This is a genomic window from Bradyrhizobium sp. AS23.2 (assembly GCF_001908185.1).
Lineage (GTDB): Bacteria > Pseudomonadota > Alphaproteobacteria > Rhizobiales > Xanthobacteraceae > Bradyrhizobium.
Map to the genome: position 1 here is coordinate 1 of NZ_LGHM01000054.1, position 26,017 is coordinate 26,017.

The 26,017-nt window shown below is 58.0% G+C and carries 25 protein-coding genes and 1 pseudogene; 7 read left to right on the forward strand and 19 right to left on the reverse strand.

What is annotated here, in order from left to right:
- Positions 1-36: 36 nt before the first annotated feature.
- Both AC630_RS13015 and AC630_RS48295 read right to left on the reverse strand, forming a co-directional pair.
- On the reverse strand, positions 37-1,212 hold the full coding sequence (locus AC630_RS13015) for an IS4 family transposase (protein ID WP_245330367.1): 1,176 nt from the start codon (positions 1,210-1,212) through the stop codon (positions 37-39).
- Between the two features lie 213 nt (positions 1,213-1,425).
- Positions 1,426-1,539 (reverse strand): annotated as a pseudogene (locus AC630_RS48295) (PEPxxWA-CTERM sorting domain-containing protein); the annotation flags it as partial.
- Between the two features lie 1,606 nt (positions 1,540-3,145).
- Between AC630_RS48295 and AC630_RS45395 the strand changes: the two are divergent.
- Positions 3,146-3,337 carry a hypothetical protein gene (locus AC630_RS45395; RefSeq protein WP_167561193.1) on the forward strand — a complete coding sequence of 64 codons (192 nt, stop codon included), beginning with the start codon at positions 3,146-3,148 and terminating at the stop codon, positions 3,335-3,337.
- A 453-nt stretch (positions 3,338-3,790) separates the two neighbouring features.
- On the opposite strand, the gene AC630_RS13030 is transcribed toward AC630_RS45395, so the two are convergent.
- Together AC630_RS13030 and gspG are read right to left on the reverse strand one after the other, a co-directional pair.
- Positions 3,791-4,192 carry a hypothetical protein gene (locus AC630_RS13030; protein ID WP_143198007.1) on the reverse strand — a complete coding sequence of 134 codons (402 nt, stop codon included), beginning with the start codon at positions 4,190-4,192 and terminating at the stop codon, positions 3,791-3,793.
- A 767-nt stretch (positions 4,193-4,959) separates the two neighbouring features.
- Entirely contained in the window at positions 4,960-5,451 is a 492-nt protein-coding gene (gspG, locus tag AC630_RS13035) for a type II secretion system major pseudopilin GspG (protein ID WP_074119020.1), read from the reverse strand.
- A gap of 305 nt (positions 5,452-5,756) precedes the next feature.
- Here gspG and AC630_RS13040 point away from each other — a divergent pair, with 305 nt between their 5' ends.
- Entirely contained in the window at positions 5,757-5,957 is a 201-nt protein-coding gene (locus AC630_RS13040) for a hypothetical protein (RefSeq protein WP_143198008.1), read from the forward strand.
- A gap of 87 nt (positions 5,958-6,044) precedes the next feature.
- Here AC630_RS13040 and AC630_RS13045 read toward each other — a convergent pair whose 3' ends face one another.
- Entirely contained in the window at positions 6,045-6,413 is a 369-nt protein-coding gene (locus AC630_RS13045) for a hypothetical protein (RefSeq protein WP_143198009.1), read from the reverse strand.
- Positions 6,414-6,640: 227 nt separating this feature from the next.
- Here AC630_RS13045 and AC630_RS13050 point away from each other — a divergent pair, with 227 nt between their 5' ends.
- Positions 6,641-7,042 (forward strand): VanZ family protein, encoded by a 402-nt coding sequence (locus AC630_RS13050; protein WP_074118932.1) that lies wholly within the window; start codon positions 6,641-6,643, stop codon positions 7,040-7,042.
- Between the two features lie 31 nt (positions 7,043-7,073).
- Here AC630_RS13050 and AC630_RS42850 read toward each other — a convergent pair whose 3' ends face one another.
- The 10 genes from AC630_RS42850 to AC630_RS43765 all read right to left on the reverse strand — a co-directional run bounded on the left by AC630_RS42850 (position 7,074) and on the right by AC630_RS43765 (position 14,692).
- Positions 7,074-7,703 (reverse strand): prepilin peptidase, encoded by a 630-nt coding sequence (locus tag AC630_RS42850; RefSeq protein ID WP_167561194.1) that lies wholly within the window; start codon positions 7,701-7,703, stop codon positions 7,074-7,076.
- Complete coding sequence (locus tag AC630_RS43755) at positions 7,700-8,326, reverse strand: hypothetical protein (protein ID WP_143198010.1); 627 nt, start codon at positions 8,324-8,326, stop codon at positions 7,700-7,702. Before AC630_RS43755 ends, AC630_RS42850 begins: the two co-directional genes overlap by 4 nt.
- Positions 8,323-8,925, reverse strand: a complete 603-nt coding sequence (gene gspM / locus AC630_RS13065) for a type II secretion system protein GspM (RefSeq protein WP_074118934.1) — start codon at positions 8,923-8,925, stop codon at positions 8,323-8,325. The genes AC630_RS43755 and gspM overlap by 4 nt, the downstream gene beginning before the upstream one ends.
- Positions 8,922-10,043: a PilN domain-containing protein gene (locus tag AC630_RS13070; protein WP_074118935.1), complete on the reverse strand. Its 1,122-nt coding sequence runs from the start codon at positions 10,041-10,043 to the stop codon at positions 8,922-8,924. The genes gspM and AC630_RS13070 overlap by 4 nt, the downstream gene beginning before the upstream one ends.
- Positions 10,044-10,126: 83 nt before the next feature.
- A complete protein-coding gene (locus AC630_RS13075) occupies positions 10,127-10,855 on the reverse strand; it encodes a type II secretion system protein GspJ (protein ID WP_283808420.1) in 729 nt (242 codons plus the stop codon).
- Positions 10,771-11,217, reverse strand: coding sequence for a type IV pilus modification PilV family protein (locus AC630_RS13080; RefSeq protein WP_083636242.1), 447 nt, complete (start codon positions 11,215-11,217; stop codon positions 10,771-10,773). Before AC630_RS13080 ends, AC630_RS13075 begins: the two co-directional genes overlap by 85 nt.
- Positions 11,217-11,654 carry a GspH/FimT family pseudopilin gene (locus AC630_RS13085; RefSeq protein ID WP_074118938.1) on the reverse strand — a complete coding sequence of 146 codons (438 nt, stop codon included), beginning with the start codon at positions 11,652-11,654 and terminating at the stop codon, positions 11,217-11,219. The genes AC630_RS13080 and AC630_RS13085 overlap by 1 nt, the downstream gene beginning before the upstream one ends.
- Complete coding sequence (locus AC630_RS13090; RefSeq protein WP_074118939.1) at positions 11,651-12,898, reverse strand: type II secretion system F family protein; 1,248 nt, start codon at positions 12,896-12,898, stop codon at positions 11,651-11,653. Before AC630_RS13090 ends, AC630_RS13085 begins: the two co-directional genes overlap by 4 nt.
- Positions 12,899-12,909: 11 nt before the next feature.
- The gene (locus tag AC630_RS43760; RefSeq protein WP_245330370.1) at positions 12,910-13,686 is read right to left on the reverse strand and encodes a GspE/PulE family protein; all 777 of its coding nucleotides are present in this window, start codon (positions 13,684-13,686) and stop codon (positions 12,910-12,912) included.
- A complete protein-coding gene (locus AC630_RS43765; protein WP_167561198.1) occupies positions 13,598-14,692 on the reverse strand; it encodes a GspE/PulE family protein in 1,095 nt (364 codons plus the stop codon). Before AC630_RS43765 ends, AC630_RS43760 begins: the two co-directional genes overlap by 89 nt.
- A gap of 146 nt (positions 14,693-14,838) precedes the next feature.
- On the opposite strand from AC630_RS43765, the gene AC630_RS13100 reads away from it, so the two are divergent.
- Complete coding sequence (locus AC630_RS13100) at positions 14,839-15,741, forward strand: helix-hairpin-helix domain-containing protein (protein ID WP_167561199.1); 903 nt, start codon at positions 14,839-14,841, stop codon at positions 15,739-15,741.
- Positions 15,742-15,759: 18 nt separating this feature from the next.
- Here the strand turns inward: AC630_RS13100 and AC630_RS13105 are convergent, their stop codons facing one another.
- From AC630_RS13105 to AC630_RS13125, 4 genes are all read right to left on the reverse strand, one after another.
- Positions 15,760-16,101 (reverse strand): hypothetical protein, encoded by a 342-nt coding sequence (locus tag AC630_RS13105; RefSeq protein ID WP_143198014.1) that lies wholly within the window; start codon positions 16,099-16,101, stop codon positions 15,760-15,762.
- An 86-nt stretch (positions 16,102-16,187) separates the two neighbouring features.
- Positions 16,188-18,194 (reverse strand): type II secretion system secretin GspD, encoded by a 2,007-nt coding sequence (gene gspD, locus AC630_RS13110; RefSeq protein WP_167561200.1) that lies wholly within the window; start codon positions 18,192-18,194, stop codon positions 16,188-16,190.
- Between the two features lie 849 nt (positions 18,195-19,043).
- The gene (locus AC630_RS13120; protein ID WP_074118944.1) at positions 19,044-19,373 is read right to left on the reverse strand and encodes an H-NS histone family protein; all 330 of its coding nucleotides are present in this window, start codon (positions 19,371-19,373) and stop codon (positions 19,044-19,046) included.
- 226 nt (positions 19,374-19,599) lie between these two features.
- Positions 19,600-21,063 carry an undecaprenyl-phosphate glucose phosphotransferase gene (locus AC630_RS13125; RefSeq protein ID WP_083636243.1) on the reverse strand — a complete coding sequence of 488 codons (1,464 nt, stop codon included), beginning with the start codon at positions 21,061-21,063 and terminating at the stop codon, positions 19,600-19,602.
- 606 nt (positions 21,064-21,669) lie between these two features.
- On the opposite strand from AC630_RS13125, the gene AC630_RS13130 reads away from it, so the two are divergent.
- From AC630_RS13130 to AC630_RS13140, 3 genes are all read left to right on the forward strand, one after another.
- Positions 21,670-22,689 (forward strand): adenylate/guanylate cyclase domain-containing protein, encoded by a 1,020-nt coding sequence (locus AC630_RS13130; RefSeq protein ID WP_143198016.1) that lies wholly within the window; start codon positions 21,670-21,672, stop codon positions 22,687-22,689.
- A 254-nt stretch (positions 22,690-22,943) separates the two neighbouring features.
- A complete protein-coding gene (gene wecB, locus AC630_RS13135) occupies positions 22,944-24,131 on the forward strand; it encodes a non-hydrolyzing UDP-N-acetylglucosamine 2-epimerase (RefSeq protein WP_074118946.1) in 1,188 nt (395 codons plus the stop codon).
- Between the two features lie 3 nt (positions 24,132-24,134).
- Complete coding sequence (locus AC630_RS13140; RefSeq protein ID WP_074118947.1) at positions 24,135-25,625, forward strand: glycosyl transferase family protein; 1,491 nt, start codon at positions 24,135-24,137, stop codon at positions 25,623-25,625.
- Positions 25,626-26,017: the final 392 nt, after the last annotated feature.

The window sequence follows — 26,017 nt, forward strand, 5'->3', positions numbered from 1 at the left end:
AGCACTATGCACTGTGTCCATTCTAAGCCTAACGGTTCAAACAAACCGCAGACTCGCAGATCGCCCCATCATCCGGTAGGTGGCCGCTGAACAGCGCTTACATTTCAGGATCTTGTGGAACACCTCAATTTTCCACCGCATGGCGTACCAGCTGATCTTCTCAATTGCCTCGGAGCGTCCGCGGACGGGTAGGTCCGTGATGAGCTTCCACTCAATCGGTTTACGGCCCTTTGGCGCACCACGCTCGGTGGCGTGGATTATCGTCAGGTCGAGGGCGGGATAACGGTTCTGCTTTCCGATCGGAGGCAACACTGCGATCCGCTTGAACTTGATCTCCAGTGCGACTTTCGTCATCTCGCCTTTGTCGTCCCGCATGTCGATGTAATGCAGGCCCTTGACGTTGGTCTCTGCCATCTCGGTCGCAATCGTATGGCCGCCATCACCTGCCAGCCGGTCGACGCAGGCGCGGACAAGGAAGTGAGCGCCAAGGTCTTGCGTCAGGCAATACAATTCGTAGATGTCGCTTTCGCGGTCGCCGATATGAATGCAACGCTCCGGCTGCCCGAGCCGTTCGATCGATTGCCTGAGATTGTCCAGCCAACGAACGCTCTCCTTCTTCTCGATGGGAACGCGGGTCGGGTTGATCTTCTTCTTGAGCTGGGCCGTGCCTTTGAACTTTTTCCGTGTCCAGAATTTCACCGCCGCCAATCCCAGCGGTAGGCCCTCGACGGTCACTGCGAGGCTGGAATGCATCAGCATTCCGCAGACCGTGTGATGGCGCCAACGGCCGCCTTTGTCACGGCCGCTATTGACGCTTTTGGTCAGGCCGATGGCGCTCGTGTTCGCGCGTTGATAGGAGAATTCCGTCGTGTCCTGGATGAGGAGAATTGGGCCTGTGCAATCATCGTAACGCGTGCGCGTGGCGGCGAAGTGGCCACTGAGAATGTCGGTCTCCTCCACGCGTTCGTTGGCGAAGAAGCGGTAGGCCGCCTTCGTGCTCGCCCAGTCCTGGCACGCGAACGGTATGCTCCCGCCCATGCCATCACCGATTTGCCTCAACAGCTCGCCAAATCGTTGACCAAGCCGGGCGTCTTTGAATGCCGTCTTGTCGATCTCGCGCTCAGTCCAGTGTTCGACGGCGCTTTCATCAGGATCATCCTGGGGACCATCCGGCCCCGCCGACCGACGAGATGTCGTACCGCTCGAACACATGGTGGCACCTCACCCTCGCGATTCAGGTGCTCAACAATGAATCACAAGCGATTCATCCGATTCAAGATTCTTCGATCGGCTCCTCCCGCAATTGAATCAGGCACTTGTGGGTAATTGAAAGCTTCACCGGACGGATACGTTGAGTCAATCTGTCTCGCAAACAAAAGACCGCCCAAAGGGCGGTCTCCGTAACGCTGCTGACAAGTGCGGAGATTAGGCTGCGCTAAGTGTCCCGTTGTTGCGGCGGCGATAGGTCATGAAACCCATGCCAGCAAAGCCCAGAATAAGCATCGCCCATGTCGCAGGTTCTGGAACGGCGGTGATCGCTGTCATCGTTCCGGTGAATGTACCATCGCCGGTGAAGGTAACCTGGGTGACGAAGGCCGTGGAATTGTTTGGATCGAGGCCGAGGCTTGCGTCGATTCCAAGTACCTCGAACCGGCTTACTCCGCCTAGACCGAAGTCAAACAGCGTGTTTGCAGCAAGTTGTTGAGCAAAGACGAATGATGTGCCGTTCCAGATATAGAGTTCATAGGGATGAGCAAGCCCTAGATTGGGAAGCGTAACGCTCGCAAAATTGGGGTCACCTGCGCCCGTTGAAAAAATGTAACCAAGCGCGGCGGCCGGATCCAAGTTAACAGACTGTCCATGACTAACATCGATGTTGAAGCTGTAGACGGTCTGACCGACTGAATTGACCGATGAGACGGGTACGACCACCGGGCCGTTGAATTGCGAGATAGCGTTGGGGTGAAAATCGAAATAGCTTTGGGAACTTGCCCCGTTCGTGGCGTTGCTTTGGGTGCGGTAATCATTTCGTACAACAACGCCGTAATGGCCGGAGGCCAACAGTGCCCCGTAACCCGCTATGCTAGTAGGTACGGTGAAGCTAGTCTGCCCGGGAGCCAAGTCGATCCTGTAAATTTCCTGCTTTGTACTCTGACTTAAATCGAAGATGAAAACCCTTGTTGCTTGGCTATAGCCGTTAGGGGCTGTGTAAGCCGGTACATTCCATGAGACTGTTGGAGTGGTCACAGTTTGTGATGTTCCGCTTACCGTCAATCCTGTGATGAAGGGTGGTGCAGGAAGATTGGAAGGAATAGCTGAGGTATTGAATACAACCGTGTTGTAGTTTGGATTGCTGACAGTGAGCTGCCAAGACCCGGTTAGATTCGGATTGTACGCAATTGTTCTGAAGAAGAGGTTCGGGTCCGGGATGGCATTGTAGTATGGGACGTTAAACGTTTGACCGTCTTGCGTGGCCGTGACGGTTGTTTGCGAAGCAAAGGCCTGCTCGTTGGAATTTGAGGCCGGATGGAAGCGTCCACCGAACGCCAAAAACTCCGAGGCAACTGGCTGTCCGAACGCCACGTTTGATGAATTGTACCCGATGTAATTGAAAGTGCCGGCAAACCCTGGCGTGTTGGTGTTTTGTACTATCGTATCGGCCCATACGATCGAAGGGCCTAGGACTATTGCGGCGGCGGCGCAAAGCATCGAACGCATTTTAAGCTCCCCATTAATAATCCTGATAAAACCGATTTTAAATCGAAGATTATTAACGGGTGCAACAATTTGTCAACCCTGCCAGGCAGGAGCAGTTACAGAGGGTAGCCAGCAGGGTTTAACCCAAAGTTCCCGATTCCTGTTTCCCGGAATCGCTGCATAATTTTCCGCATTTGAGCTTGCCCATTTCGGAAGAGATCTTTTGCCATGTCGAGCGGCGTCGAATATCTGCAGGTGCTTCGTTTGATCAACAGGACGACGCTCCAGTTTTGACCTTTCAATATGTTACCTACGCCGGCGAGTGAGCGATGCTTCGTCGTCCGAACGCCGGGAATGAACGAACTGCTTGATCAGAGTTATCGTTGGTTGCTTCGTTTTGCTCGCAGTCCAAGTCTGCAATGACATCTTCGAACGCGGAAATAGTCTGTTGGAGGACGGCAATCTGCTTCAGTTCATCGTCTCCAATCGGGCCCATGCGATTCCTCAGCGCGACGACCAGTTCTCGTCGGCGTTCCTTCAATTGAATAAGTGGCAAGCCATGATCGGGTGGATAATGCATCTCGATCTCTCCGTTGCTAAGCTGCTCAACTTTAAGCCAGATCTGCTGAAAGCGCGTTGAAACGTCTGTTCAATTTTTAAGTTTGTCAAAGAGCCACTGCGGGCCTGCCCTAAATCCTTAAGACGCAGGGAGGCGCTTCCTCGATCGATGTGATCAATGCCTCGGAAGAAGATGCAAATTTTGCATCGCAGCGAGGTAACAGCTGCCCGCGATAGGGTTAATGATTTGGGTCCCCAAACATCGTCAAATCGGCCGAGACGACTGCCTTGACCTGAGTCGAGCTGGAGGGACTTGGGGTTTAGCCGGCGCGTTGCAGAAGCCCATTGGAACTGATCGGTCCCTCGCGAACCAAGATATCGTCTCCTGCCTTCGTGGGACCTGCCGCCCTTCGCTCAGCCACGCAGTAAGGTTGACCAGTTAGGTTAAATCCCAAGTCCCGTTGCGCGGGCCGAGGGCCGCGCTATTGCTCTACTTATGGGCAAGAAGAGATCCACGCCTTCAGACGGTCAGTCATCATCCGTAACGCTCAGCCGTATTCGGGACGAAGTGCTCAAGCTGAGGCAGGAAGTCGAAGCGGAGCAAGCTCGGGCGGACGCCATCGAAGCTCAGCGGCGCGACGACCTGACGCGCCCCAAATGATTGGCTTATGAAGATACCGCCCTGCGTACGGGAAACGACATCGTGGTGACCGAGCTCCAGCTGGTTACTCACGGTGGGTACATCCACGCGGTCCACTTGAGGTACAAACAATGTTGGCGACACACGCAGCAGCGCCGCCCCCCTGGAAAGCGCATCGGAATAGGACTTGAGAGGCTCGGCAGCATAAGGCTCCGGTTCGTCCGCTTCAGCAGACTTGCTCAAAAACAGCATCCGCGGGAAGACGCTGGATGGCTCTCGGAACGGCAGTCGCGTCAAAAAAACGCTCCCTGGCGCAACTCACACGAGGCGCACACCATGGCTGCCGCTTGCTGGGCAGTGATCCAACAAGACATTCGATATAGATCGCGCAAGCTGTTCGCGACTGCGAACTGCAGCGTCGACCGCTGGAAAGCGAGCGTAGGTCAGTCGCGCCTATGCCATGCGTCGTTGTCGTCACCCCATCTCATCGCACAGACAATTTTCTGGGCGAGGACAGCACGATCGGGCGCGTTCCCGTTAGCCACTTTCTCTTCGCTTGCCGGCGCCCGAAGTCTCGAAAGCTCCGAGAGGGACCTGAGGGTCAGTTTAGGCTTGAGGCGCACACCACCAGAACGCAAAAAGGACATCGGGGGTATCTCACGCATAAAAAGCAGAGTGTAGCGGCTTTGCCGCAGCCGTCAATTCAGTCTGGCTCATGAAGAGGGGCTATATGAACCGGTCAATCTTGATCCCCGGGAGCTCTAATTGCCCCAGCCGCGACGGGATATTCGAGACATCCAGATGGCGAACAATCAAGGTTGCGCTGCAACCACTGCGGTCACGCCCGTCTTACCAGCTTCTTCCCAGCGAACGTAGACCACGTCGACAGCGGTCGATGATCCGCGCAACTGTCGCTCCCCTGACAAAGAATTCCAGCCCACTGGTTCCGGAGATATTTCTCGGCACTCCGCGAATTGCAATTGCGTGTTGAGCGACCACTATCTGAGACGTTCCCGTGAGCTCTCGTTCCGGGAACGAAGATGCTTCAACCAAGCCCGTCAGTCTTACCCATTGTCAGCCCAAGACCGATTTGCGCTCGCTGCAGACGTAGGCTTTTTCATACCCTTCCCGCTCGGCCCCAGCGAGTAGACATTGTATTCGCCCTGGTCCGTAACGGAATACTGATAGGGCCGTCCCCACGGATCGAGCAGAGTCCTGGCATTCTTCAAATAAGGACCGTTCCAGCGAGGCGCTTCGGGCGTTGCTTCGACGAGAGCCTTCAGCCCGGCGCTCGCACTCGGATAAGAACCGTTCTCCACGTAGTACATCTCGAGTGCGGTGTTGATGTTCTCGATCTGAAGCTGGACAGATTGGGTCTTGGCCTTTCCGAAATAGCCCATCACCTGCGGCGTCGCCATAGCCGTCAACGCCGCGAGAATGCCCATCACGACGAGCAACTCGAGCAGCGTGTAGCCGGCCTCCCCGGGCCGTCGCTTGCTATGACCAGGCTTTTTGAAGCGCTGAGACGCTGAAGACTTACTCGTGTCGACGGTCATGATGCCCCCAAACAAGTACCCTTGCATTTCGGGGTATCCTCAGCGCGCCTCGTGTTTACCGGGTTAACGGAACCGAGAACTTCGAGCCAGTCTGAATAGGGGGATAGTAAACCGGCAAGAATGCCCGGCCGCGCGAAAGGCACCCGTTAAGCTTTCCGGCAAGTAAAGGGTATTCGTAGAAGGGCCGGATTAGTCGTCAAGCTTAACCGGCGAGTTCATTTGTCTCAAAATCGAGCGGTCCATATAATCCACGTCATAGATCGCGAAATCAGAAATTAGTCGAAATGGTTGCGGGAGAACTCAACTTGCAGCGCATCATTGTTTCCAAGAACGTTACGCTCGACCCGATCGAAAAATCGCTGTGCCTGCGCTATGCAGAAGTTCTCGCGCTTCGCGAAGCCGTGCGGAAGGAAAGCTCGACCTTGGCGACGAAGAAGCCCAAGCGAAACGGTACCAACCGGGTGCCTGTTCACGTCAAGCGAACTTTGCGTTCACGCACCGTTTGACCGATACAGATCGCTCGCATTGTTCTCGGTCACATTTCGCGATCACTCATTGATCGCACTGATCGCTCCCTCAGCACTCCGATCCAATCAATTGCAGCGATTGAGACTGCGCACGCGCGGGCCGTCGAACCACACCAGTCGGCAACGCACCACGTCGGGGCGGCCATAGGCATCGAACGCCCATTTTCCATAGATCGCGTATTCGCCATAACCGAAGGGATAATCATACCCGTCATCGAGCCTGTTATATGTGTAGCCCGCGACGGGGTAAGAGAGATCTGGCGTCACGACGGTCACAACGGGAGGCCCGATCCGCGCGAAGCGCGCATTGTATCCGTACGCACTACGCCAATGAGGCTTGCGATAGAGCCCCGTCCTGTCGCCCGCCTCAACCATGGAAGGTCCGAGTGACACCAGGATCGCGACAGTGGTTACTGTAAGTGTCGAGACTTTCATGGATATACTCGCTCGTTCGCTCCCCTTCGCTCCCGCGTCGAAGATCATTCTATCCTACTCTCGACCGAGGCAAGTACTGCTCGCAACAGACGTGGTTAAGCTTTCGAGCGAGATGGTGGTTAAGAAACGAGCGCGACAGCAAGTTATTCGGCTACCCGACAGGGAACGAGGTTGGGCTGGCCGCAAAAGATATGGACGCTTAGCGCTTTGCCCTGCATAAGCGAGGCATGAACAAGTCGATTGTCACAACAACGCTTACAATTGCCGCCTGGGGTATGATTTGCCTGATTGGCTATGCTACGCTGACCAAGGTGCAATTCATCTACCTGGTCTACGGCAAGATCAAACCATTCCTGTTTGGAGTGGACATCGGGACATGGGCACATTTGGAGCACGCAATCGCTTTCCTAGCGCTGGGTAGCCTCTTCGCGCTGGCCTATCCTCGACACACACTCATGGTCTGCCTGATCGTAATTGGAAGCGCCATCGTCTTCGAGTTTCTTCAGACGCTCACCCCCGACCGGCATGGCACCTTGTTCGACGCATCCGAGAAGATCGTGGCGGGCTGCGCGGGCATTGCCGTGGTCAGGCTCGTTCAATTCGTCCGATCTACCAGGAAAGAAGCGTGAAGCTCGAATGCGCAACAAAGAGATTGCGTACCTACTCCAGCAGGAAGCCCATCGGATCGAACACCCACGCCAGCCAAAGCCCGACGGCGAGATGAGGCCCAAACGGAATTGCGTGCCTGCCATCGACCTCATAGCGCTCTGACTTGAGCAATAACGCGCTGGCGAGAGCCGAGATAACGGCGATCAAAAGCAAGGCTGGTAGCGAGCGAAGGCCGATCCAGAATGTCGCGGCAGCAAGGAATTTTACATCACCAAAGCCAAGGCCATCATAGCCACGCCCCCAACGATAAATCGAGCGAAAAGCTGCGATCGCAATCGCCACGATGACGACCTCCGCGAGGCGAAACATTATCTCGTTCGGATCCAGAAGCCACACTGCCGCTATGCCGCAGATGGCCATCGCTCCGACCAGCGTGTCAGGGATGATGCCAAAACGGGCATCAATCGCACAGATGGCCACCAGCAGAGTGACGAGGCCAACGCTCAGCACAAGATAGGTGATCCACTTCTGGCCTGTCGGGCCGCTCAGAACAATCCAGCACAAGCCGACCACCAGGAGCCAGACGACGAGAACCTGGTCTCGATAGGGATCGCGACGGACCAGGGAGCGCGTCAGGTAGCGGCCAGTCCGTATCGCCGTCTTGTGCAGTTCCGCGATCATTTCGTCAGGACATTGAGCTGTAATGTCTGTCGCTCGCCGTCGGCCTCGAGCACCACCTCGCCCGGCTTGACCTCGGAGAGCCGCCAGCCCGACCATTGCTCGTTCACCGCGACCCAAACTCCCACGGGATTGTCCGATGAGGTGAAGAACGCCTTGGCTCGCTCGCCATTCATGAAAACGCCTCTAAGCGCGACGCTGGGGTCGAGCATCGCTCTGGCTGGCGGCGCGGGCGCATCGACGATTACAGGAGGCGCCGCGATTGTCAGGACCTGGCGGTTTCGTGAAAAGAGCGGCCGCTGTAAAATGTTCTCGTAAGACCCGCTGGCACGGTTCTCTCGACCGGCTGGAATTCGGCCACCACTACTTCCCAATGAGGACTGGCTCGCAATCGCAACCTCCAGCGAGATGATGGCTATGATCGGCGCGGCGACGGCCAGCCCAGTCAGTGCGGCAAGGCCGAGCAACAATCCCCGCCTGAGCGGCGCCACAGAGTTCAGCTCTCGACGGTTTGGAATATGGGCGCGCAGAACCTGATGAAGGCTCGCGAACATAAGCTCGAGGCGTGACGTCGAGATCGCCCGCCAAAGCTGCCGCCGACCGTTTTGGGATGCCAGCTCAGTCATCGGTTGGTTGCCCTCGCATCGCCACCGGGCCGGTTCTCGCTCAACAACGGCCCGGCGGACGGGACAGTCGGGCCGCGCAGCGCTCCCTCTACCGTCAAGCTCACCCGCATGCGCCCATCGTCCCCGTCTGAGAGCGTTCGCAGTGACAGATCCGTGATGAACAGGAACGGCGTCTGCGTTTCGATCGCAGCTACCAGCTCCCGAACGGCACCGGCTGTACCTTCTACCTCCAGCCCAACCGGAACCGCTCGCCATTGCGCCGCCTGCCTGCCCGGCAGCCCGCGGACGGCCTGGACTGCCACCCCCTTGGCGCTCGCCAAGGCCTGGAGGTTCGCTTGAAGGTCAGCGCTCGCGACCCGTTCCTCGGTCCCTGGCAGATAGGGATCAACGTCCGGCGTGGACGCCTTGGCCGGTTTGGCCGCCTCCTCCGCTACATGCCGGATCTGCGCCAATTGCGCTGCGTTATCCAATATGTCGTCGTTGCGCTCGCCGAAATGAGAGATGACTGGCTCCAGGACCGCAAAGCAGACCGCAAGTGCGATTGCGCCGTTCAGCCCAAGGAAAATCAGTCTCCGTCTGAGAAGTCCATGGCCACTCATGATTGCGGCCTTCCCGCCAATTTCGCAACATGACCGCCCACGCTTGCCTTCCGAAGCTTCAGGCTGATGCGGAACCGGTCTCTTCGCTCGTTGGCGTCGGGTGTGATCGGCCCGACAAGAGTAGCACCGGTAAAGAGGCGGGAGCCGTCCAGAACCCGCACGAGTCGGGCGGCATCGGTCGACAACCCGGACATAGTGACAGTCCCCGCGGCGATCCGAACTTCCGTCAAGAACGTGTGGTCCGGAATGACCCGAGACAGCTCATCCCAAACCGCGAGGCTGCCTGGCCCGGCCTTGAGCGCGGCGAGACGAAGGGCAGATCCTGCTCCCTGCCGCCCGATTTGAACGCCCTGCTTTGCTTCGTAGAGCTCGTCCTCAAGTCCGGCCGCTCGACTTGACTGCCACCACTCGAACCCAAGCAGCCCCATGATGGTGGCGGTTAATAGAGCGACTGCAAGGATGCGGGTCGTGCGCAAGACCCAGGGGGGCTCATCGTGCTGGCTTTCGCCAAGCGGAACAACAACGATTGGCGCACCAGTCGTCGGCTTTGCCGCAATGAAGTCGATTTCTGACGTCTGCAAGCCCAACCGGGCGATTTCCGTCTCGGCCCGATCCTTCGGGATGATCCAGTGCCGAAAGTCCACCACCTCCCCATTCGACGGTGGTCCTAGCGGCGTCACGCCATGCCAAATATCGGAAAGCTGGAATGGAGTGCGGTGAACGACCTCCTGCGCGAGAATTCGCTTTAGCGCATCCAATTCCGATCGAGGCAGCTTGAACTCGCGCTGAAGAAAGAGATCTGCCTCCAATGCAACACCGATCCGCACGGCATCACGCTCGCAACCCGTCTGCGCGAACCAATCAGCAATCTGCGTCAGGCCAACACGACCCGCCTCAAAGCGGCGCTCCTGCACGCCTGAGGGAGCCGTCAGATGACAAACCACGGTATCGTTGTCGTTCCAGATGAAGAGGCGTGTTTCGCTTCGAGCCTGCAGTACATGACGCCAAGCTTTCGGCGAACACTCACGCAGTTCGTTCACCCACCAACGAGAGAATTGTCGCCACGCTTGCGCGAGCGCGCGCGGGCTCTGAAACCTTGTCACCGAGACGTCGGTCATCGGCCTGTTTTCCCTGCAAATCCGAACATCGATCCAGCAATCATATTTACTAATTGTTTAAGGGACGTAACGCGGGCTGCGGCTCACGAGCCTCCGGACGATCCTTCGTTACGAAGCGCCACGGTCATCGCCGGACCATTCCGCCCCGCATCCTCGAAATTGAAGCTCACCTCGACCAAGGTCGGTAGCCGCTCCGACTTGATCCAGTCGTTGCGCCATATCTGTTCACCCTTCGCGCCGGAGACCCCAAAGTATCGGAAGCGAACGTCACGCAAGCCTCTCAGCACGGCGGTCGAAGAAGCCGGCGATTTCCGGCCGCCAACCTCTTTCAACGATCCAAAGACCTCGACAATCAAGTCATCATTCCGACGACGAATGCGGACATCCTGCAGGCCGCCTTGCAATGTGCGACCTTCGCTGAGCGCCACAAAGCGCAATTCTTCACGTTGTCCTTCAAACAGAAGCCCCCCGGCCTGCTGTGCACTGGTCACGGGCATGGCAGAAGCGATGAAGCCGCGGAGGCTCTCCACGGCAGCGTTGGTCTCCATTTCTCGACTGTTTCGCCGATCCGCGTCAAATGCGCGAATAGCGGTAGACAGTCCCCCAACGATAAAGCTTGTCAGAATTGTCAAAATGGCCAGCGAAACCAGAAGCTCGATCAAGGTGAGCCCGTGCTCGCACTTGCGACCAGAGGGTCTGCGAAGCCTGCGACGCGGCCGATGTTTGGTCACTGCGCGGCTCCTCGGACGAGCTTGAGAGCGGCCAGCCTCGTCTCCAACCCCGCATCGTCCTGCACGACGACCTCTACCCACGACGGCACGAGCGATGCACCTTGCGGAGCCGCTCCATCCTGCGGCCTGCTCTTTCCGAGTTCGACGGACGTCACTGTCTCCCGCCATCGGTATCGCCCGATACGTCCCTCGCGACTGCCGGTCTTCAACGGGCCGCCCCGGCCAGCTGCTTCGAGCCTGGATTCGGCAATATGGTCGAGAGCGTGCTTGTTGTGCACCTTGGCGTCGGCACGCAAAGCCGTCGCAATTCCCACCGCCAAGGTGCCGAGACCGACGGCAAGCACCACAAAGGCGATAAGCACTTCGATCAAGGTGAAGCCGCGCTGAGCCACAACGCGGCTACCGCGAGCAGACGATCTGTTCGGCAAATCGCTAGCCGGCATCACTCTATCCTCGGTTCGCCAGTGAACCAATTGACCACGATACGCTCCTTGCGACCGCGATAAGTGAGCAGGATTTCTCCACCGCTAGAGCGACCATCCGGGTAGAACCGTACGCCGCCAACTTCGCCGCGCCGCTCAGCTGCCGCAACAGTCAGGGATACCTCCATGCCATCCGGCAATTCACGCATCGCGTTGGCGACGCCAAAGCGCCCGTTCTGCGTATCCACGCCGACCACAATTTCAGCATTGCGAGCGCGAGCGCGACTGCGCGCCAGCTGGAGACTTGCTGCAATCGATCTTGCCTCGGCATTGACCCGCGCGGCCGCCGTTCTTGGCTTGGCTGCCAGGACAGCCGCCGAGACCAGCGCCATGATCGAAAGCACGACGAGTGTTTCGATCAACGAGAAGCCCGCCGACTTGGAAGCGCGCCGTCTCATTGATAGGCCAAATTGTTGATGGACAGGACCGCGCTCATCACCTGAAGAATCAAGGCGCCAACAAGTCCCCCGATCCCGACCGTAAGAAGTGGGGTGAGAAGCCCGACGAGCTGCTCGATCCTGCCCTGAACCTCGTTTTCCAGATTAGAGGCGACCCGAACCAGCATCTTTGCAAGCTGTCCGGTCTCCTCGCCCACCGCAATAAGTCGTATCATCGCCGGCGGAAGCAAGCTCATGCCTTCGAGCACTTGGCTCAGCGCCCTGCCCTCTGGCACCCGGCTGATTGCCTCGCTGTAGCGAGACCTCAAATATCGATTCCCCACCAAAGAGCGAGCCGTTTGCAGCGCGACCATGAGCGGTACTCTGGCCTCGACAAGGCTTCCTGCCGAGCGAGCAAACTGGCTCGCCTCGCGGCGCTGAACGAGAGCCCCAATGACGGGTAGGCGACATTTGAGATGATCGAGCTTCTTCATCGTTGCTTCGTCGCTCGCTATCCTGCGATAGGCAATCACACCAACGACCAGTACGATGACGCTCCAAAGCAGCATCCTGGGCCAGCTATCCGGCAGATCAGCAAGCGCCGCCAGAATGCCGGGTAGAGGCAGGCCTGCATCGGAAAAAATCGGCGTAAGATTTGGGATGAGCACGAAGACGATGACGCCAATCGACATCAACGACATCATCAGTAGAATGGCGGGATAGACGAGAGATCCACGAATTTTGTTTCTGATCTCGACCCGCCGGGCCAGCATCTCCCCAATCTGAATAAGCGCCTGCGCGGTCTGGCCTCCAGCTTCCCCGCCGGCTAGGATCGCAACGTAATCGGCCGGGAAGATGTTGGGTCTCCGGGCCATGGCCTCAGAGAGCTGCAGGCCGGCCAGAATATCCTTGAGCAGTCCATTCGCAAGAGCGATCCGCCTGGGTGACGCGCCGGCGCCGGCGAGCACTCGAAACGACGCGTCGACGGGAACGCCAGAGCTGACGAGCGAGGCAAGTTCGGTCGTAAACGCAGACAGCTCCTTCAGCCCGACGCGCGCTGACCCCGACCAACGTAAGCCACGCACGCTCCGCTCGGCCGGGCGCGCGACCGACAGCGCGTTGCTCTCGGAGCAGAGTACGGTCTCCACCGGCGTAAGGCCGGAGCCATAGAGTGCCTCAATTGCCCCATCGAGCTCTTCGGCAACGATCGTGCCCGAAGTCACGACGCCTTGCTTGGTATAAGCGCGATACTGGAACGTGGACACACGATGCTCCCTTAGCTCGATCGCGCGACTCTGAGCACCTCCTCAATCGTCGTCTCACCCATCGAGACTTTGATGAGGCCGGCCTCATAGAGAGTGTGGAAGCCCGCATCTCGCGCGAGCGAGATCATGGTCCGCTGGTCGTCACTTCGCCTGCCAACTACCTCCCGCATGTCGTCATCGATGACGAGAAGTTCGGCAATACTGGTCCGTCCGAGATAACCGGTGCCATGACAGGCGTCGCAACCAGCCGCCTCTCGAGCCCCCGACCAATCGATCGCAAGGCCGTCTGGAACGGGCCATCGCAGTCGCGACGTCGCCTCGGCGCGATAGGCAGCCGGACGCGCGCAGTGCGGACATAGTCTACGCACAAGACGCTGGGCCATCACACCAGTAAGCGTCGAGGCAAGCAGGTAACGCTCGATACCAATGTCAATCAGGCGTGTGATTGCGGCGACGGCGCTGTTGGTGTGGAGCGTCGAGAAGACCAGATGCCCCGTTAGCGAGGCCTGAACAGCGATGCGCGCCGTCTCCAGATCGCGAATCTCACCGACCATGATGATGTCCGGATCCTGACGCAGGATCGAACGAAGCGCCGCTGGGAAGTCCAAACCAATCTGTGGCTGCACCTGGATCTGGTTGATGCCACCGAGCTGGTATTCGATTGGATCTTCAACGGTAAAGAGCTTCAGTTCAGGGCGGTTAAGCTCCTTCAGCGCGGTGTATAGTGTCGTTGTCTTGCCACTTCCCGTTGGGCCGGTAACCAGAATGATGCCGCTCGGCAACGACATCAACCGACGCAGTCCAGCCTGGATTTCTCGATCGAGACCGAGCTTTGAAAAAATCGAGTTCGACCCTGGAGCGATCGAGAATTCTCAGGACAAGGCTCTCGCCGAATGCGGTCGGCAGCGTCGACACGCGCACATCTATTTCGGTCCCGCGGACGGCCGTCTTGATGCGCCCGTCTTGCGGCAGGCGACGCTCGGCTATATCCAGCTTGGCCATGATCTTGATGCGCGTCGTCAGCGCAGCCTTGAGCGTCGAGGGCACGACGCGCTCCTGCTGTAGAAATCCATCAAGCCTGAATCGGACCAGAACTGTGTCGCGCCCCGGCTCTATGTGAACGTCAGACGCGCCACGCTCGACCGCACCCGCGATGATCTGGTTCACCAAGCGTATGATCGGCGCTTCATTGGCGATATCGCGCAGGCGCTCGACGTCGATTTCATTTCCATCGGCCACACCAACTGCAATCGCGCCCTGATCGTCACCGCCAGCATGATGACCCGTATCCTGGTAAAGCTTGCGAAAGGCACGCTCGATGTCGGCAGGGGCAATCACCGCGAGCTCGACAGGCCAGCCAAGCATATAGCCGATCGCCTTGTGCGCCTCCTCGTCGAAAGGATCCACGGTTGCAAGCAGCAGAGATCTGTCGGACGTCGATATCGGCAGTGTACGACTGGCTTTAAGGAAGGGTAGCTTCAGCCGATCAGCCAACACGGGCTGCGGCGGAACGTCGGACGGCCGTATGACCTTGAGCCCACAATAAGCGGCATAGGCGCCGCAAAGATCCGCTTCCGAAAGCAGCCCCAGCTTCACCATGACGGTGTCCAGGCGCTCGCCGGCGGCTTCCGAGGCACGCCTGGCCCTGGCAACCGCTCCAAGATCGACGAGGCCTTCGCTCACCAGAAGCCCGGAGAACGCATCGGCAAACCCCTCCTCCTTCGGCGTCACGACCTTGGCCATGGCCGCCGTCGGCGGTTCCTCGCGTGTCAACGTCTGTGCATTGGCGAGCATCGGCTTTCGAAGGTCCTGACATCGAATGAGGACCGTCATACTAGGACGATTTTATTAATTAAGGCTTTTCATAATTTATTTGCCATTTTCGTTTACCAACTGGCAAACGATACGGCGAATGAGGCCAACCCTTGCAAGCACGATCCATGTCGATTGCGCCTGCACGCCGCCGCATGGGAGCTCGCAGTAACTCGGATAGGCCTCTACTCGGCTCCCATGGTCGGCGCGGCTTCGCATTGATTACAGTGATCTGGGGACTTGGCCTGCTCACGTTGCTCGGCGCAGCCGTGATCGTGGGCGCTCGCTATCGCGCCAGATCCGCGCTGGCGGACGGCTTGGTGCTTTCATCGGCTGCCGCTGCGGAAAGCGCGGTCAATTTGGCTATCGCAACCATCCTCTCGCCAACGCAGAATACGAGCTTTCCAAAGCGCTGCCGAATGCCTGGAGGCGAACAGGCAGAAATCGTCGTTGAGGAGGAGGTCGGCAAGATTGACATCAACGCCGCAAATCTTGCCACTCTTGAGCGCTTCTTCGCCGGGCTCGCACAAGACAAGCCGCTCGGAAGCAAGATCGCGCAGAACGTCGTCAATTTCCGAAAGCCGCTGCAGCGCCGAGAGAACAGTAATCAGACGGCACCAACGAATGCGGCGAACGAAATCAAGATTTCCGGCTTTTCGACTATCCTGGAGCTGGACCAGGTCGAGGGGATATCGCCTGCGTTGCTGCGCTCCGCAATCCGCTACACGACCACACTCTCAGGTCGGGTCGAGCCCGCACCGGAGGCAATGACGCCGACCTTGCGTCTGCTGATGGGCCTCGATCCGGGCCGAGGAGAGCGCAGGCGTCCGACCCTGCCGGGGCACTTCACTATCCGGGCCGACGTCCGCGCGACCGACGGCTCACGATATATTCGGGAAGCTCTCGTGTCATTTGGAGCATCCTCCGGACTACCCTATACTATCCGCGAGTGGCGTCGTGGCGACATCGTTGGCAGTTCCGCAAACTCACCCCCGACCGGCGACCCGGCACAGGCTTGCTTCAAGCTATAGGGCCGGGTGGGAGGCCTATCACCCCTTTGATCGAAGAACGGTCTGAGGCCTCGAATTTCTCGCCGACTCTTCCAATCGCTCCCTTTCCTCGACGACGGCCGGACCCGGCTCGAGCACTGTACATCCCTTCGTACGCTGAAGATCCGTCAGAGCATCCAGTCGTCGACGTTCGTCCATTAACTGCTTAGGCGCATCGAGCGGAAATCGATCGGAATCGTAGCCTGCCAAGGATCCGGCCGCGAGCCAATATTCGAGGCGAGCGGCGCGCTTGACCGAAAAGCGGAACGACGCGGCAATCGCATTGCAGGACATGGATTCGTCGACGGGCAGAAGCATATAGGGTGGCGGCGGATCGATCACGTATGGCTGCTCCGTCACGCAACCAGCCAACAGAAGCGGCAACGCACAAATGCTACCCAACCAGGAGGCTGTGAAAACACGTCGCATCACGGCGTCACCAGGCGCTGAGCGGTATTGAATGGCGTCCGCTGACGTGTCGAAGTGTGCGGCATATAGACGTTCATCTTGCGCCGATACTCTTCAGTGATCAGCCTGCTTTCCGTGCCATCCCGAACCACCTTCGGCGTAATCAGGATGACGAGCTCGGTCTTCTGAACCGAATCCTTCCTGTTCGCGAACACCGCTCCGATGCCGGGAATGTCTCCGAGGATAGGTAACTGGTTGCTGCTCTTGTTGGCGCTGTCCTGGATCATTCCGCCAAGTGCCAGGACCTCACCATCACTCACAACAACCGTCGTCTTGACCTTTCGCTGCTGAATGGTGGGAGAATCGATGTTCGAGGTTGTAGTCTTTACGACACTGCTGACTTCCTGCTCGATATCGAGCTGCACGCGTCCACTCTCGTTGATGCGCGGGGTCACCGAGAGAATCACGCCCGTATCTTGCATCGTGATGGAGTTCACGATTGCCGTCTGGGCGGTGACAGTGCTCGTCGCAGTCTGCGTCGTAATCGGAACCTGGTCGCCAATCTGAAGGCGCGCCGTCTTGTTGTCGAGCACCATCAGTGACGGCGTCGAGATAATGTTGACGTGCGTCAGAGCGTTCAGCGCGCTGAGGGTCGCAGCGATGTTTGCAGTGTTGACGGCATAGTTGAATCCGGGGAACGCGGCTGCCACGCCTCCCGTCAGAGCGTTGGAGAATGTGGCAGTCGGGGTGCCGTTCTTGGCAAACTGCCACTGCAGTCCGAACTGGAGATTGTCGTTGAGAGATACCTCGGCGATCACGGCCTCAATCAAAACCTGGCTGGCGACTACGTCGAGACCCTGCACGACACGCAGCACGCGCTGGTAATCGCGATCGTTTGCCATAATCAACAATGAGTTCTTGGTGTCATCGGCAACGATCTTCATCATCGGCTCAGCACCGGGGTTCGATGCATTGCTGCTGTCGACCATATCCGCCGCCGTGCCGTCGAGATCATTGTTTGGAGAACGTGGTGCACCCAGCGGATCTGCAGTCTTCCCCAACCCGGCCTGGATGCCGGGGTCCGTAGCGCCAAAGCCGTTTGTCGGAGATTTCGTCGACTCGCTTCCGAAGGAGACTTGCTTCGTCTTTGGCGAGACATTCCGGCTCGTCGAGCGCACGACCTTCATCTCTTGCGCAAACATGGACTGTAGGATACCGGCAAGTTCGGCCGCCGTTCGGTTCTGGACTTGATAGACGTGCAGTTGCGGCTCTGTGCCGGCCGCGCGGGCATCGAGGCGTCTGATCCAGGATTGCGCGCGTGGCAGATAGCTTGGATTGGACGTGACGACAAGAATTGCACCAAGCCTCGTATTGGCGATGAAGCGCACTCTCCCCTTCAGAGGGCCTTCCTTGTCGGAAGCGAATACCGCTTTTAGTTCATCGACCATCTTCTCGGGCTGGGCAGCCTTGACGGGCACAACTGCGAAAGACATGCCCTTCATGACATCAACATCGAAGATCGAAACCGAGTCGAGCATGCTGTCGATTTCGGCTTGCGAACCCTTCAGCGCGATGATGTTGCGTGCATCGTCGGCTTGCACGATGGCTCCCTTCGGCACCATCGGCTCAAGCACACGCGCCACTTCGGTGGCGGCCACGTATTTGAGCTGCACGATGCGAACACCGCTTCCCGTGACCGAACTGTTCGTAGCGTCGCGGACGGTGCTTACCGCTCCCGTCGCGGCCTGGTCCGCCGGAGCGATCCGATAAATGCCTCGGTTCTGCACCAACACTGCGCCGATAGGTGCAATCGCAGTCTGGAAGAGCTCGAGGGCGTCCGCTTTGGAGACTGGACTGCTGGTCTGGACAGAAACGACCCCGTCCACCCGGGGGTCGACCACATAATTGACCCCGATCAGATCGCCCAGAACCGTCTTGGCGGCCTGTTGCAGGGGGACGTTGGCAAGATTGAGGACCACATTTCCATTGGCCGCGGCGCTCGACTTCGCCGTGGCGGCCCCGATCATTCGACCGTCGCCTCCCTCAACGCTCGCAACTGCCTTGGATGAGGGTGTTGGAAGCGCTATGGCGCCCGTCGGCATCAAATCTTGAGCGTTCGCCTCCAGGGATACAGGCTGGCCGGACAGTTTGGGTTGAACGTTCAGCGTTGGGCTAACAAGTCCCGGGGCACCGCAGCCGGCGACAAGGCTTGCAAGCAGGCAAACCATAGAACCCGTGAGAGGACCACGAGACGACGGCAAGGAGGGCTCCGAGCAGGAAAAGGCGCACGCACGGGAATTCGAGCGTTAAGAATGGGTAAGTCATCATGGTTAACCCATCGTAAAGACCGTTCCGGGGACGGAACTTCGCGCGGGGCAGGCTACACGCGGGCGGCCGAATACCAGCCGAGCCGGCGCCGATCACTCTCCCACTCCGGCCTCTTTGCGCGATTAGTCGGAGGGCATGGCTAAAAAGAACGGCCAGGAGCCGGGGCGTAGGTCCGCGGTCAGGTAGCGCGCGCCCCGCTGTTCCGGACAGCCAGCCAATACTGGCCGCTCTTACCTGGGCTGGCAGCTCTGACGGCAGACCTGCGCCTGGCTGTCACAGGACGAGAAGCATGGGGTCGCAAGCGTAGTCGGACAGACTCGCTTGCATGCCGCGTTCTGGTTATCGCAATTAGCTATGCAGGCTTGACTTGTTGCGTCGGCGAGCCGGAGCTTCGCGCGGCTGAAATTTTCAGTCGATGCTTGCGCAAGCTGGGGCAAAGTGAGGCCGACGATCAGGGCCAAGACAATTCTCACGAGAGCCTCCCGCCTTGTTTTTGAATGCAGTGCTTTGCCGGCACTGCCGCTTATAGCTGGGCAGTGCCAGACCAATTAGCCGCCTGCGATCAGGAAGTCGTCGATAGAGCGGCCGGTCCGCAGTGCGGCAGTGAGCCATTTCGGCTGCTTTCCCCGACCCGACCATGTCTCGTAAGGCGCTTTCAGATTGCGGTACTTGGGGTGAACCTGAGGATAAGGCCGTCGCTGGCGCTCCGCGGGCGCCGCGGGCACACTGGCCGCTTCGTTCTCACGGCGGAGCTGCGCCAACCGCTTCTCAAGGGCTCGCTTCTCGGCGTTCAACCGATCCGACAACAGCTGATTGAGCTCCTCGTGTAGTTGCCAGAGCTCATCCAGCGACATGCTTTCTAGATTGAGTTTCTTCATCCGTTCGTCACAGCGTCGCAGCCCCACCTGCCCACATCATGATTCGGTATGCTGAATAATGTTCCATTTTGTGTTTTTTCCAAGCGCGATTTATTTTTGGTTGCACAGAGCGCCGTCTGCAACATACGCATCGCCAACTAAATAACTAAGAATTAAGAGTTTTTGATCAGGAGGTCGGTACGATCTAGCTTCAACCCATTCGGGCAATCGCCACTTCAATCCCGCCCTAGTAGGCGTTTCGCTTTCGCGCGACCTCAAAAAAGGTCTTGATCAAAATCTGGACGTCGAGCCAAAGGCTCCAGTTATTGACGTACCAGAGGTCCAGTTTCACGCGCTCAGCGATGGCTTCCACAGTGGGCGTGGCGCCTCGGGAGCCATTGCACTGCGCCCAACCGGTCAGTCCAGGTTTTACATGGTGCCGGAACGCGTAGTCTTCGAGGATCTTCTCGAAATAACTGTCATGGGCAAGGGCGTGCGGTCGCGGGCCGATCAGCGACATCTCACCGCTTAGAACGTTGAGCAATTGCGGCAGTTCGTCGATGCTGGCCGCACGCAGGAAGCGCCCGATCGATGTCACGCGCGGATCCTCCCGCGTCGCTTGCACCACCACGGGCCCGTCCTCCTGCACCCTCATGGTGCGGAATTTCAGCATTACGAATTCTTTGCCGTTGAAGCCTTTTCGACGCTGGCGGAAAACAACTGGTCCTTCGCTGTCCAGCTTGATCGCAATCGCAGTGAGAATAAAAATTGGAAGCAATACCGCCAAGGCCGGTCCAGCGACCAGAATATCCATGGCACGCTTGACAACCCGTTCGACCGCGCTCAGGGGCGCGCGCTGAATTTCGATCGCGAGCACCCGTTGCCGTGCCGATGACACGAAGTTCGACAGCGATCGGACGTGCAGATCAGGCAGCAGCCGCGACGAAACTGGGAGGTTCTTGACCTTTTCGCGGACAAATTCAATTCGCGCATCATCGTTCCAGGGGAGCACCAAGAGCACCTCCCGGCAGTTGTTGCGACGAACGAACGCCCCGATCTGGTCAAACACACTCTCGTCGGAAGCCAAGCGTTGCTCCGGATCTACCTCGCTGCCCAGTCGAAATTCCTTGACGTCCGTTGCCCCAAACAACGCGAGGCGATCCCTCGGGGCGAGGGCGACAAGCTCGTTCTGATCTCCGACAAGGACCGCATCCCTGCGTCTGATCCCGCCTCTGGCAACAGCGGAAGCCAAGTTCGCCTTCGTCGCCTTACGGACGGCCAAGAGCCCAATCGGGGTCACGACATAAAAGGCGAAGAAGGCGCCGCGCGAATAATCGCCGCCGATCTTGAGGAGAAATGCAAAGAATGCCAACAAGATGCCAGTGCTGAACCAGCAGACAAGGATTTCCTTGATCTCGACCCCTGGCTTGGCACTGTCCGGTAGATCGTAGTACCCGATCCCGCTCATGCGCAGGATGTAGATGAAGGCAGCCAATAGACCTACCGCACAGCACGGCAGCAGGCTCGGTACGGGGCTGCCCGCCACAAAATGATAGGCTATGCCGCCGCCGATACTCGCCAAAATGATGACAAGGGCATCCGAGGTCGATAGCACATAGGGAATTAGGTCCGATGACCAAAATGTTCCCCTTTGGCCATGCGCCTGGTCGACCTGGCGCGTTTTCTCGCGAATATCCGACCCTAACGACATCGAACGTCACCAAATCTCTAACGGCAAATTAACCCGGGGGACCAATCACACAATTCGGCTTTTGACAAACGTCCCAATAACTTTTCGTTAGCAATTTTAAACTTAGGCTCATTAAATTTGCGGCGCAATAAGATTATGGGCGCCGGCATTTGTGTTGGGACTATAGTTAAGAGAAGGGCGCCGCAATGCTGCATTTGGAGCCTGTGCGCTCGCATTTTGCAGGGTCCACCTCAACGCCCTGGTCCGATCCCGACGACCTCCATCGGTCTTGCGCTGTTGGAACTCGGCCGCTTGGGCGGGGACAAAGCGTGTGGGAGGGATTGGTCAGGCCGGCCAAGAATACCTTAACCTCTGCCGCGCCAACTACATCCTAGGATTGATGACTTTCTCCCCGCCCGCCCAGGCTTCGAGAAGATAAATTTCAAGCCGTCGAAGCAGGCTTGAGTGGCCGGATACGCTGCCCGCCAAAAACCTTGCCGCGAACTTTAATTGAGCATTCGGGCGTCGTCCAAATTTGAATACGCGCAAGCAATTGCGCCCGCTGTCACGCACAGATTATAGTCCGGCGGAACCCGTTTTGCGTCGGGTCGTTCTGGAGATGATTTCGTGGTTTATCGGGAAGCTCCGAATTCGTTCATTGTGAGTTTTCTTTTCACAGCAAGGCGATTACTCGGAATTGCGACTTTCGTCCTCGCACTTGCATTGCTTACCCCTAAGCTTTTCGTGCTTTTTGACAATCCGAAGAGCGCCAGTTTTTCAGCAACCTTGCTCGACGCACGCGACGTCATCCTCAAGAAGTCCACCCCAATTCTCCATCGTTACATTCCCACTCATATTGCTGGGGCAGATCGCTCAGACTGGATTCTGATCGGGCTCGCGATCCTGATCACCTTCGTGGTTGGATCTCTGGCCCAGGAGAGCCAAAAGTCGCTCAACCGACGCCTCCTCAGAGTGTCTGCGCAGGAGTGGCGCAAGAAGGAGGGTGTCAAGCCCGGCTCTGCCCTCGACAAGCAATTGGAGACCACACTGAGGGTCGCGGAGAGCGATAACGCGGTAAACCGACAGGATCTTTTGCGCGTGTTCGCCGAAACGAAGAAAAAGCTAGATTCGTTCGGACGCGAAGTTGCGTTTCTTGCGATTGACGTCGTTGGATCGACTCAAATGAAGGCCGGCGAAGATCCAGCGTCGGTTCAGTATGACTTTGCCGAGTACCGAAAGCTGGTGGAGCGGATATTTCGCGCGCGCGGGGTATTGAAGTCAGCCTGGACGCCCGACGGGGTCATGGCCTGCTTTGCTCATGTCGAGGATGCCTGCCAGGCAGGAAAAGATGTCATCAAGAGCCTGAAGGTATTTAACCGCGACGTGAAGATTTCGAAGGCCGACTTTGCAGTGCGATGTGGCGTCAATGCCGGCCTTGTCTATTTTGACGATGCGACCCCCCTGGAGACCATCTCCGACAGGGTCATTGATGTAGCCGGCCATATGCAAAAGCATGCCGAGCCCAATACCGTCCTCATCGCCAGAAAAGTAATCGAGCCGCTGCGCCAACTGGAAGAATTCACCCACACGAGCCAGATCATCGATGGCTACGAGGCCAGTGTATGGCGCGATCCGGAAACCTCGTAGAGCCTGGCTCCGCCGCCCAGATGCACTCCCCCTCGCCCCCTCCGCTCGAGGCTTCGTCTGGCCGGGCAAAGGCCGGTTTTCGGCCGGGAACATTTACCCTGTATTGCCAATGCTTTGGATTTCCCACAATATTGCTTAAACATCATTTGTCTGGAGCGTGGGCCCCGTTTAAATTGGCTCTCTGAATATTGACAAGTAATTCGGCCTTGCGCGGCACATCGACCGCACTGGCGAGTCGATTTGGGGCTTCGTACATGCACCACCCGCATAGGGATGAGTTTACGTGTTCTATTCCTGTTCAAACGTTTCTCATCGTCATCGGTACTCGTCCAGAGGTCATCAAGCTTGCGCCCCTCATTCGCCGCCTGCGCGGCACGGGCTGGGCCAACGTCAAGATCGCAACCAGCGGCCAACAGAGCGATCTACTTGACCAGACGCTGACCGAATTCGGCCTTACGCCCGATATTGCAATCCGACATCGTGGGACCTCCCATAGCCCGGCACAGACCGCCAGCCGTCTCCTCGGCAGACTGGATCGCATCCTCGAAAACGAAAAGCCGGACTGCGTCGTGGCGCAGGGAGACACGACCACGGCATATGCAGCCTCGGTTGCTGCCTTTTACCGGAAGATCGCTTTCGTTCACATCGAGGCCGGGTTGCGGACGCCCGAGCTCGACGCCCCCTTCCCTGAAGAATTCCACCGTCGGGCGATCGCCGTTTCGACGGCGCTACATTTCGCCCCCACGTCAGCTGCAGCTCAGAACCTGATCAACGAAAACGTGTCGAAAGACAGAGTATTCGTGTCAGGCAACACGGTGATTGACTCGCTGCTGGAGATCGCGGCGACCAAGCCGCCCCCTCCGCCCGAATTTCAATCGGGGCGAACGATATTGCTGACTGCGCACCGTAGAGAGAATTTCGGCAACAGATTGAGGGACGCTCTCACTGCGGTGAGAGCATTTGTCGACCTCACTCCGGATGTTGGCGTCTATTTCCCCGTTCACCCCAATCCGAATGCCCGCGAGGCGGCCGTGGAGGTTCTCTCCGGTCACCCCAGAATTCATCTTGTAGAACCACTCAGCTACCGGGACATGGTCGCGGCAATTCAGAATGCCTGGTGCGTGGTGACGGATAGCGGCGGGTTGCAGGAAGAGGCCCCGGCACTCGCCAAGCCAGTTCTGGTTCTGAGGGAAGTCACCGAGCGTCCGGAGGCGGTAGCGTCCGGCGTTGTAGAACTCGTGGGTACATCCCGCGAAGCTGTCTTCAAGTCGCTCTACGAGCTTCATAAGAAACCGGCAAAATATGCCAGGATGGCGCGCCCCGTGTTTCCATACGGCGACGGACACGCCAGTCGCCGAATCGTAGACGTGCTCTATCGGCATTTCGCGACCGGTCAAGACTCGAGACTAGCGATGATCACCCCTCTCCAACATGCACTCTGACCGATGACTAATCTGACTGCCTTCCTCTCCGGGTATCTCTATTCGGTCGAGATTATGATGCTCGTGGCGGGCATCATCATTGCCATATCCAGCTTCGACGATCTCGTAGTGGACATGCTGTATTGGACCGGCAGGCTCTTCGGCATCACGAGAACGAAGGATCTGCCCGACGTCGAACTTCTCGAGCAACTACCGGAACGCCCCATTGCGATAATGATCCCGTGCTGGAAAGAGCACGACGTGATCTTTTCGATGCTGTCTTCGAACTCCCGGCTTCTTCGTTATCGGCTGGCGCACTATTTCGTCGGGGTCTATCTCAACGATCCCCAGACCCAGGATGAGATACGAAAGGCACAGAGCCTGTATCCGAACATTCATATGGTTCTGGTGCCGCGGGACGGTCCGACCAGCAAGGCGGACTGCCTGAACCAGATTACCTCGGACATTTTCATGTTCGAGGCGGAACACTCGATTCAATTCGCCGGCGTCGTCATGCACGACTCCGAGGATCTCATTCATCCCCTCGAGTTGAAACTCTTCAACAAGCTCGTCGAGCTCTACGACTTCGTTCAGCTGCCGGTCTATTCGTTCTCTCGCCCCGTTCAGTCTTTGATCGGCGGCATCTACATGGACGAGTTTGCCGAAATGCACACCAAGGATCTCGAAGTCCGGCAACGCATCTCCGGCGTAATCCCCTGTGCTGGTGTTTCCGCCTGCTTCAGCCGCGAAGCGATGCTTCACCTCATTGACCAGAACCAGGGCGAAGCGTTCCGCGTCGCATCCTTTACCGAAGACTACGACATCGCCTTTCGCGTTTCCGAGCTTGGCTTCAAGTCAGCCTTCATTGCGTATCCTGCGAAGTACGCCATCGATATCGATATCGATACAGGCAATCCCGGCATTCTCTACCGGGGGCTGCCGATCGCAACGCGTGAATTCTTTCCCTCCGGACTGGAGGGGGCCTATCGACAACGCGCACGATGGTTGCTGGGAATCGTCTTCCAGGGAACCGAGGAAATCGGCTGGAAGGGGAAATTCGGCACGAAGTACTTTCTGGCGCGCGACCGAAAAGGCGTGATCACCAGTCCAGCTGTCATGCTCGCATATTTTGCCATGGCAAATCTGATCCTGTTCGAGGCGCTCCGCCGGTACCTCGACCCCGATATGGAATTCACTTACAAGCTCTTGTCCTCAGACTGGGCGAGGACGCTATTCTGGGTGACCTTCGGATTCCTCGTTTGGCGCCTGTTAAATCGGATGATCTTCACCGGCATGATCTACAATCTGCGCCACGCATTCATGTCGGCGCCGCGGCTCATCGTCGGGAATTTCGTCAACTTTTTTGCCACGTGGCGCGCGGTTCGCATCTATACGAGCCACCGCATTTCCGGCAAACCATTGGTGTGGGATAAGACATCGCACTCTTATCCGATCCAGATGGGCGAGCTAGAACTCCCTGCTTCGGACGGCCAGATTCCGGGGCGCGCCACCTAGCCAAACTGGAGAATGGAACTTTCGGCCGCAAGTCGGCGCGGATAATTCCGCTCGCCAGATCCGAGCAAATACCGCCACATCGAGCGAAGGGCAAAGATGCCAATGCCGAGCCCAATGGCGGCAAGCTGCAGTTCAGGGTGAAGGACAACCGCGACGAGCGCGGCCCAACCCATTGCGATTGCACAAGCGTCGAGAAACCGGCGACCGCGCGGATTGGGCGCCGCGCCCAGTCCTTGGTCAAGCGCCGAGGCGATTGCCGCAAGACCATCGACAGCGTCCCGGCTCGGAGCCGCGGCAAAGTCAGACGAAAATCTATAGTTCGCAGTAGACATTAACGCCCCCGTCGTCAGCCTCTTGCGGGCTACGTGGGGGTTTTTGACACTCGAGCTATT

Excerpts from the sequence above, each read along its gene's own strand:
- AC630_RS13085 (WP_074118938.1), bottom strand. The coding sequence starts at position 11,654 with ATGAGACGGCGCGCTTCCAAGTCGGCGGGCTTCTCGTTGATCGAAACA.
- AC630_RS13080 (WP_083636242.1), bottom strand. The coding sequence starts at position 11,217 with ATGCCGGCTAGCGATTTGCCGAACAGATCGTCTGCTCGCGGTAGCCGC.
- AC630_RS13120 (WP_074118944.1), bottom strand. The coding sequence starts at position 19,373 with ATGAAGAAACTCAATCTAGAAAGCATGTCGCTGGATGAGCTCTGGCAA.
- AC630_RS43760 (WP_245330370.1), bottom strand. The coding sequence starts at position 13,686 with ATGTCGTTGCCGAGCGGCATCATTCTGGTTACCGGCCCAACGGGAAGT.
- AC630_RS43765 (WP_167561198.1), bottom strand. The coding sequence starts at position 14,692 with ATGCTCGCCAATGCACAGACGTTGACACGCGAGGAACCGCCGACGGCG.
- AC630_RS13125 (WP_083636243.1), bottom strand. The coding sequence starts at position 21,063 with ATGTCGTTAGGGTCGGATATTCGCGAGAAAACGCGCCAGGTCGACCAG.
- AC630_RS13050 (WP_074118932.1), top strand. The coding sequence starts at position 6,641 with ATGAACAAGTCGATTGTCACAACAACGCTTACAATTGCCGCCTGGGGT.
- AC630_RS13140 (WP_074118947.1), top strand. The coding sequence starts at position 24,135 with ATGACTAATCTGACTGCCTTCCTCTCCGGGTATCTCTATTCGGTCGAG.
- gspM (WP_074118934.1), bottom strand. The coding sequence starts at position 8,925 with ATGAGTGGCCATGGACTTCTCAGACGGAGACTGATTTTCCTTGGGCTG.
- AC630_RS43755 (WP_143198010.1), bottom strand. The coding sequence starts at position 8,326 with ATGACTGAGCTGGCATCCCAAAACGGTCGGCGGCAGCTTTGGCGGGCG.
- AC630_RS13045 (WP_143198009.1), bottom strand. The coding sequence starts at position 6,413 with ATGAAAGTCTCGACACTTACAGTAACCACTGTCGCGATCCTGGTGTCA.
- gspG (WP_074119020.1), bottom strand. The coding sequence starts at position 5,451 with ATGACCGTCGACACGAGTAAGTCTTCAGCGTCTCAGCGCTTCAAAAAG.
- gspD (WP_167561200.1), bottom strand. The coding sequence starts at position 18,194 with ATGATCGGGGCCGCCACGGCGAAGTCGAGCGCCGCGGCCAATGGAAAT.
- AC630_RS13015 (WP_245330367.1), bottom strand. The coding sequence starts at position 1,212 with ATGTGTTCGAGCGGTACGACATCTCGTCGGTCGGCGGGGCCGGATGGT.
- AC630_RS13100 (WP_167561199.1), top strand. The coding sequence starts at position 14,839 with ATGTCGATTGCGCCTGCACGCCGCCGCATGGGAGCTCGCAGTAACTCG.
- AC630_RS13070 (WP_074118935.1), bottom strand. The coding sequence starts at position 10,043 with ATGACCGACGTCTCGGTGACAAGGTTTCAGAGCCCGCGCGCGCTCGCG.
- AC630_RS42850 (WP_167561194.1), bottom strand. The coding sequence starts at position 7,703 with ATGATCGCGGAACTGCACAAGACGGCGATACGGACTGGCCGCTACCTG.
- wecB (WP_074118946.1), top strand. The coding sequence starts at position 22,944 with ATGCACCACCCGCATAGGGATGAGTTTACGTGTTCTATTCCTGTTCAA.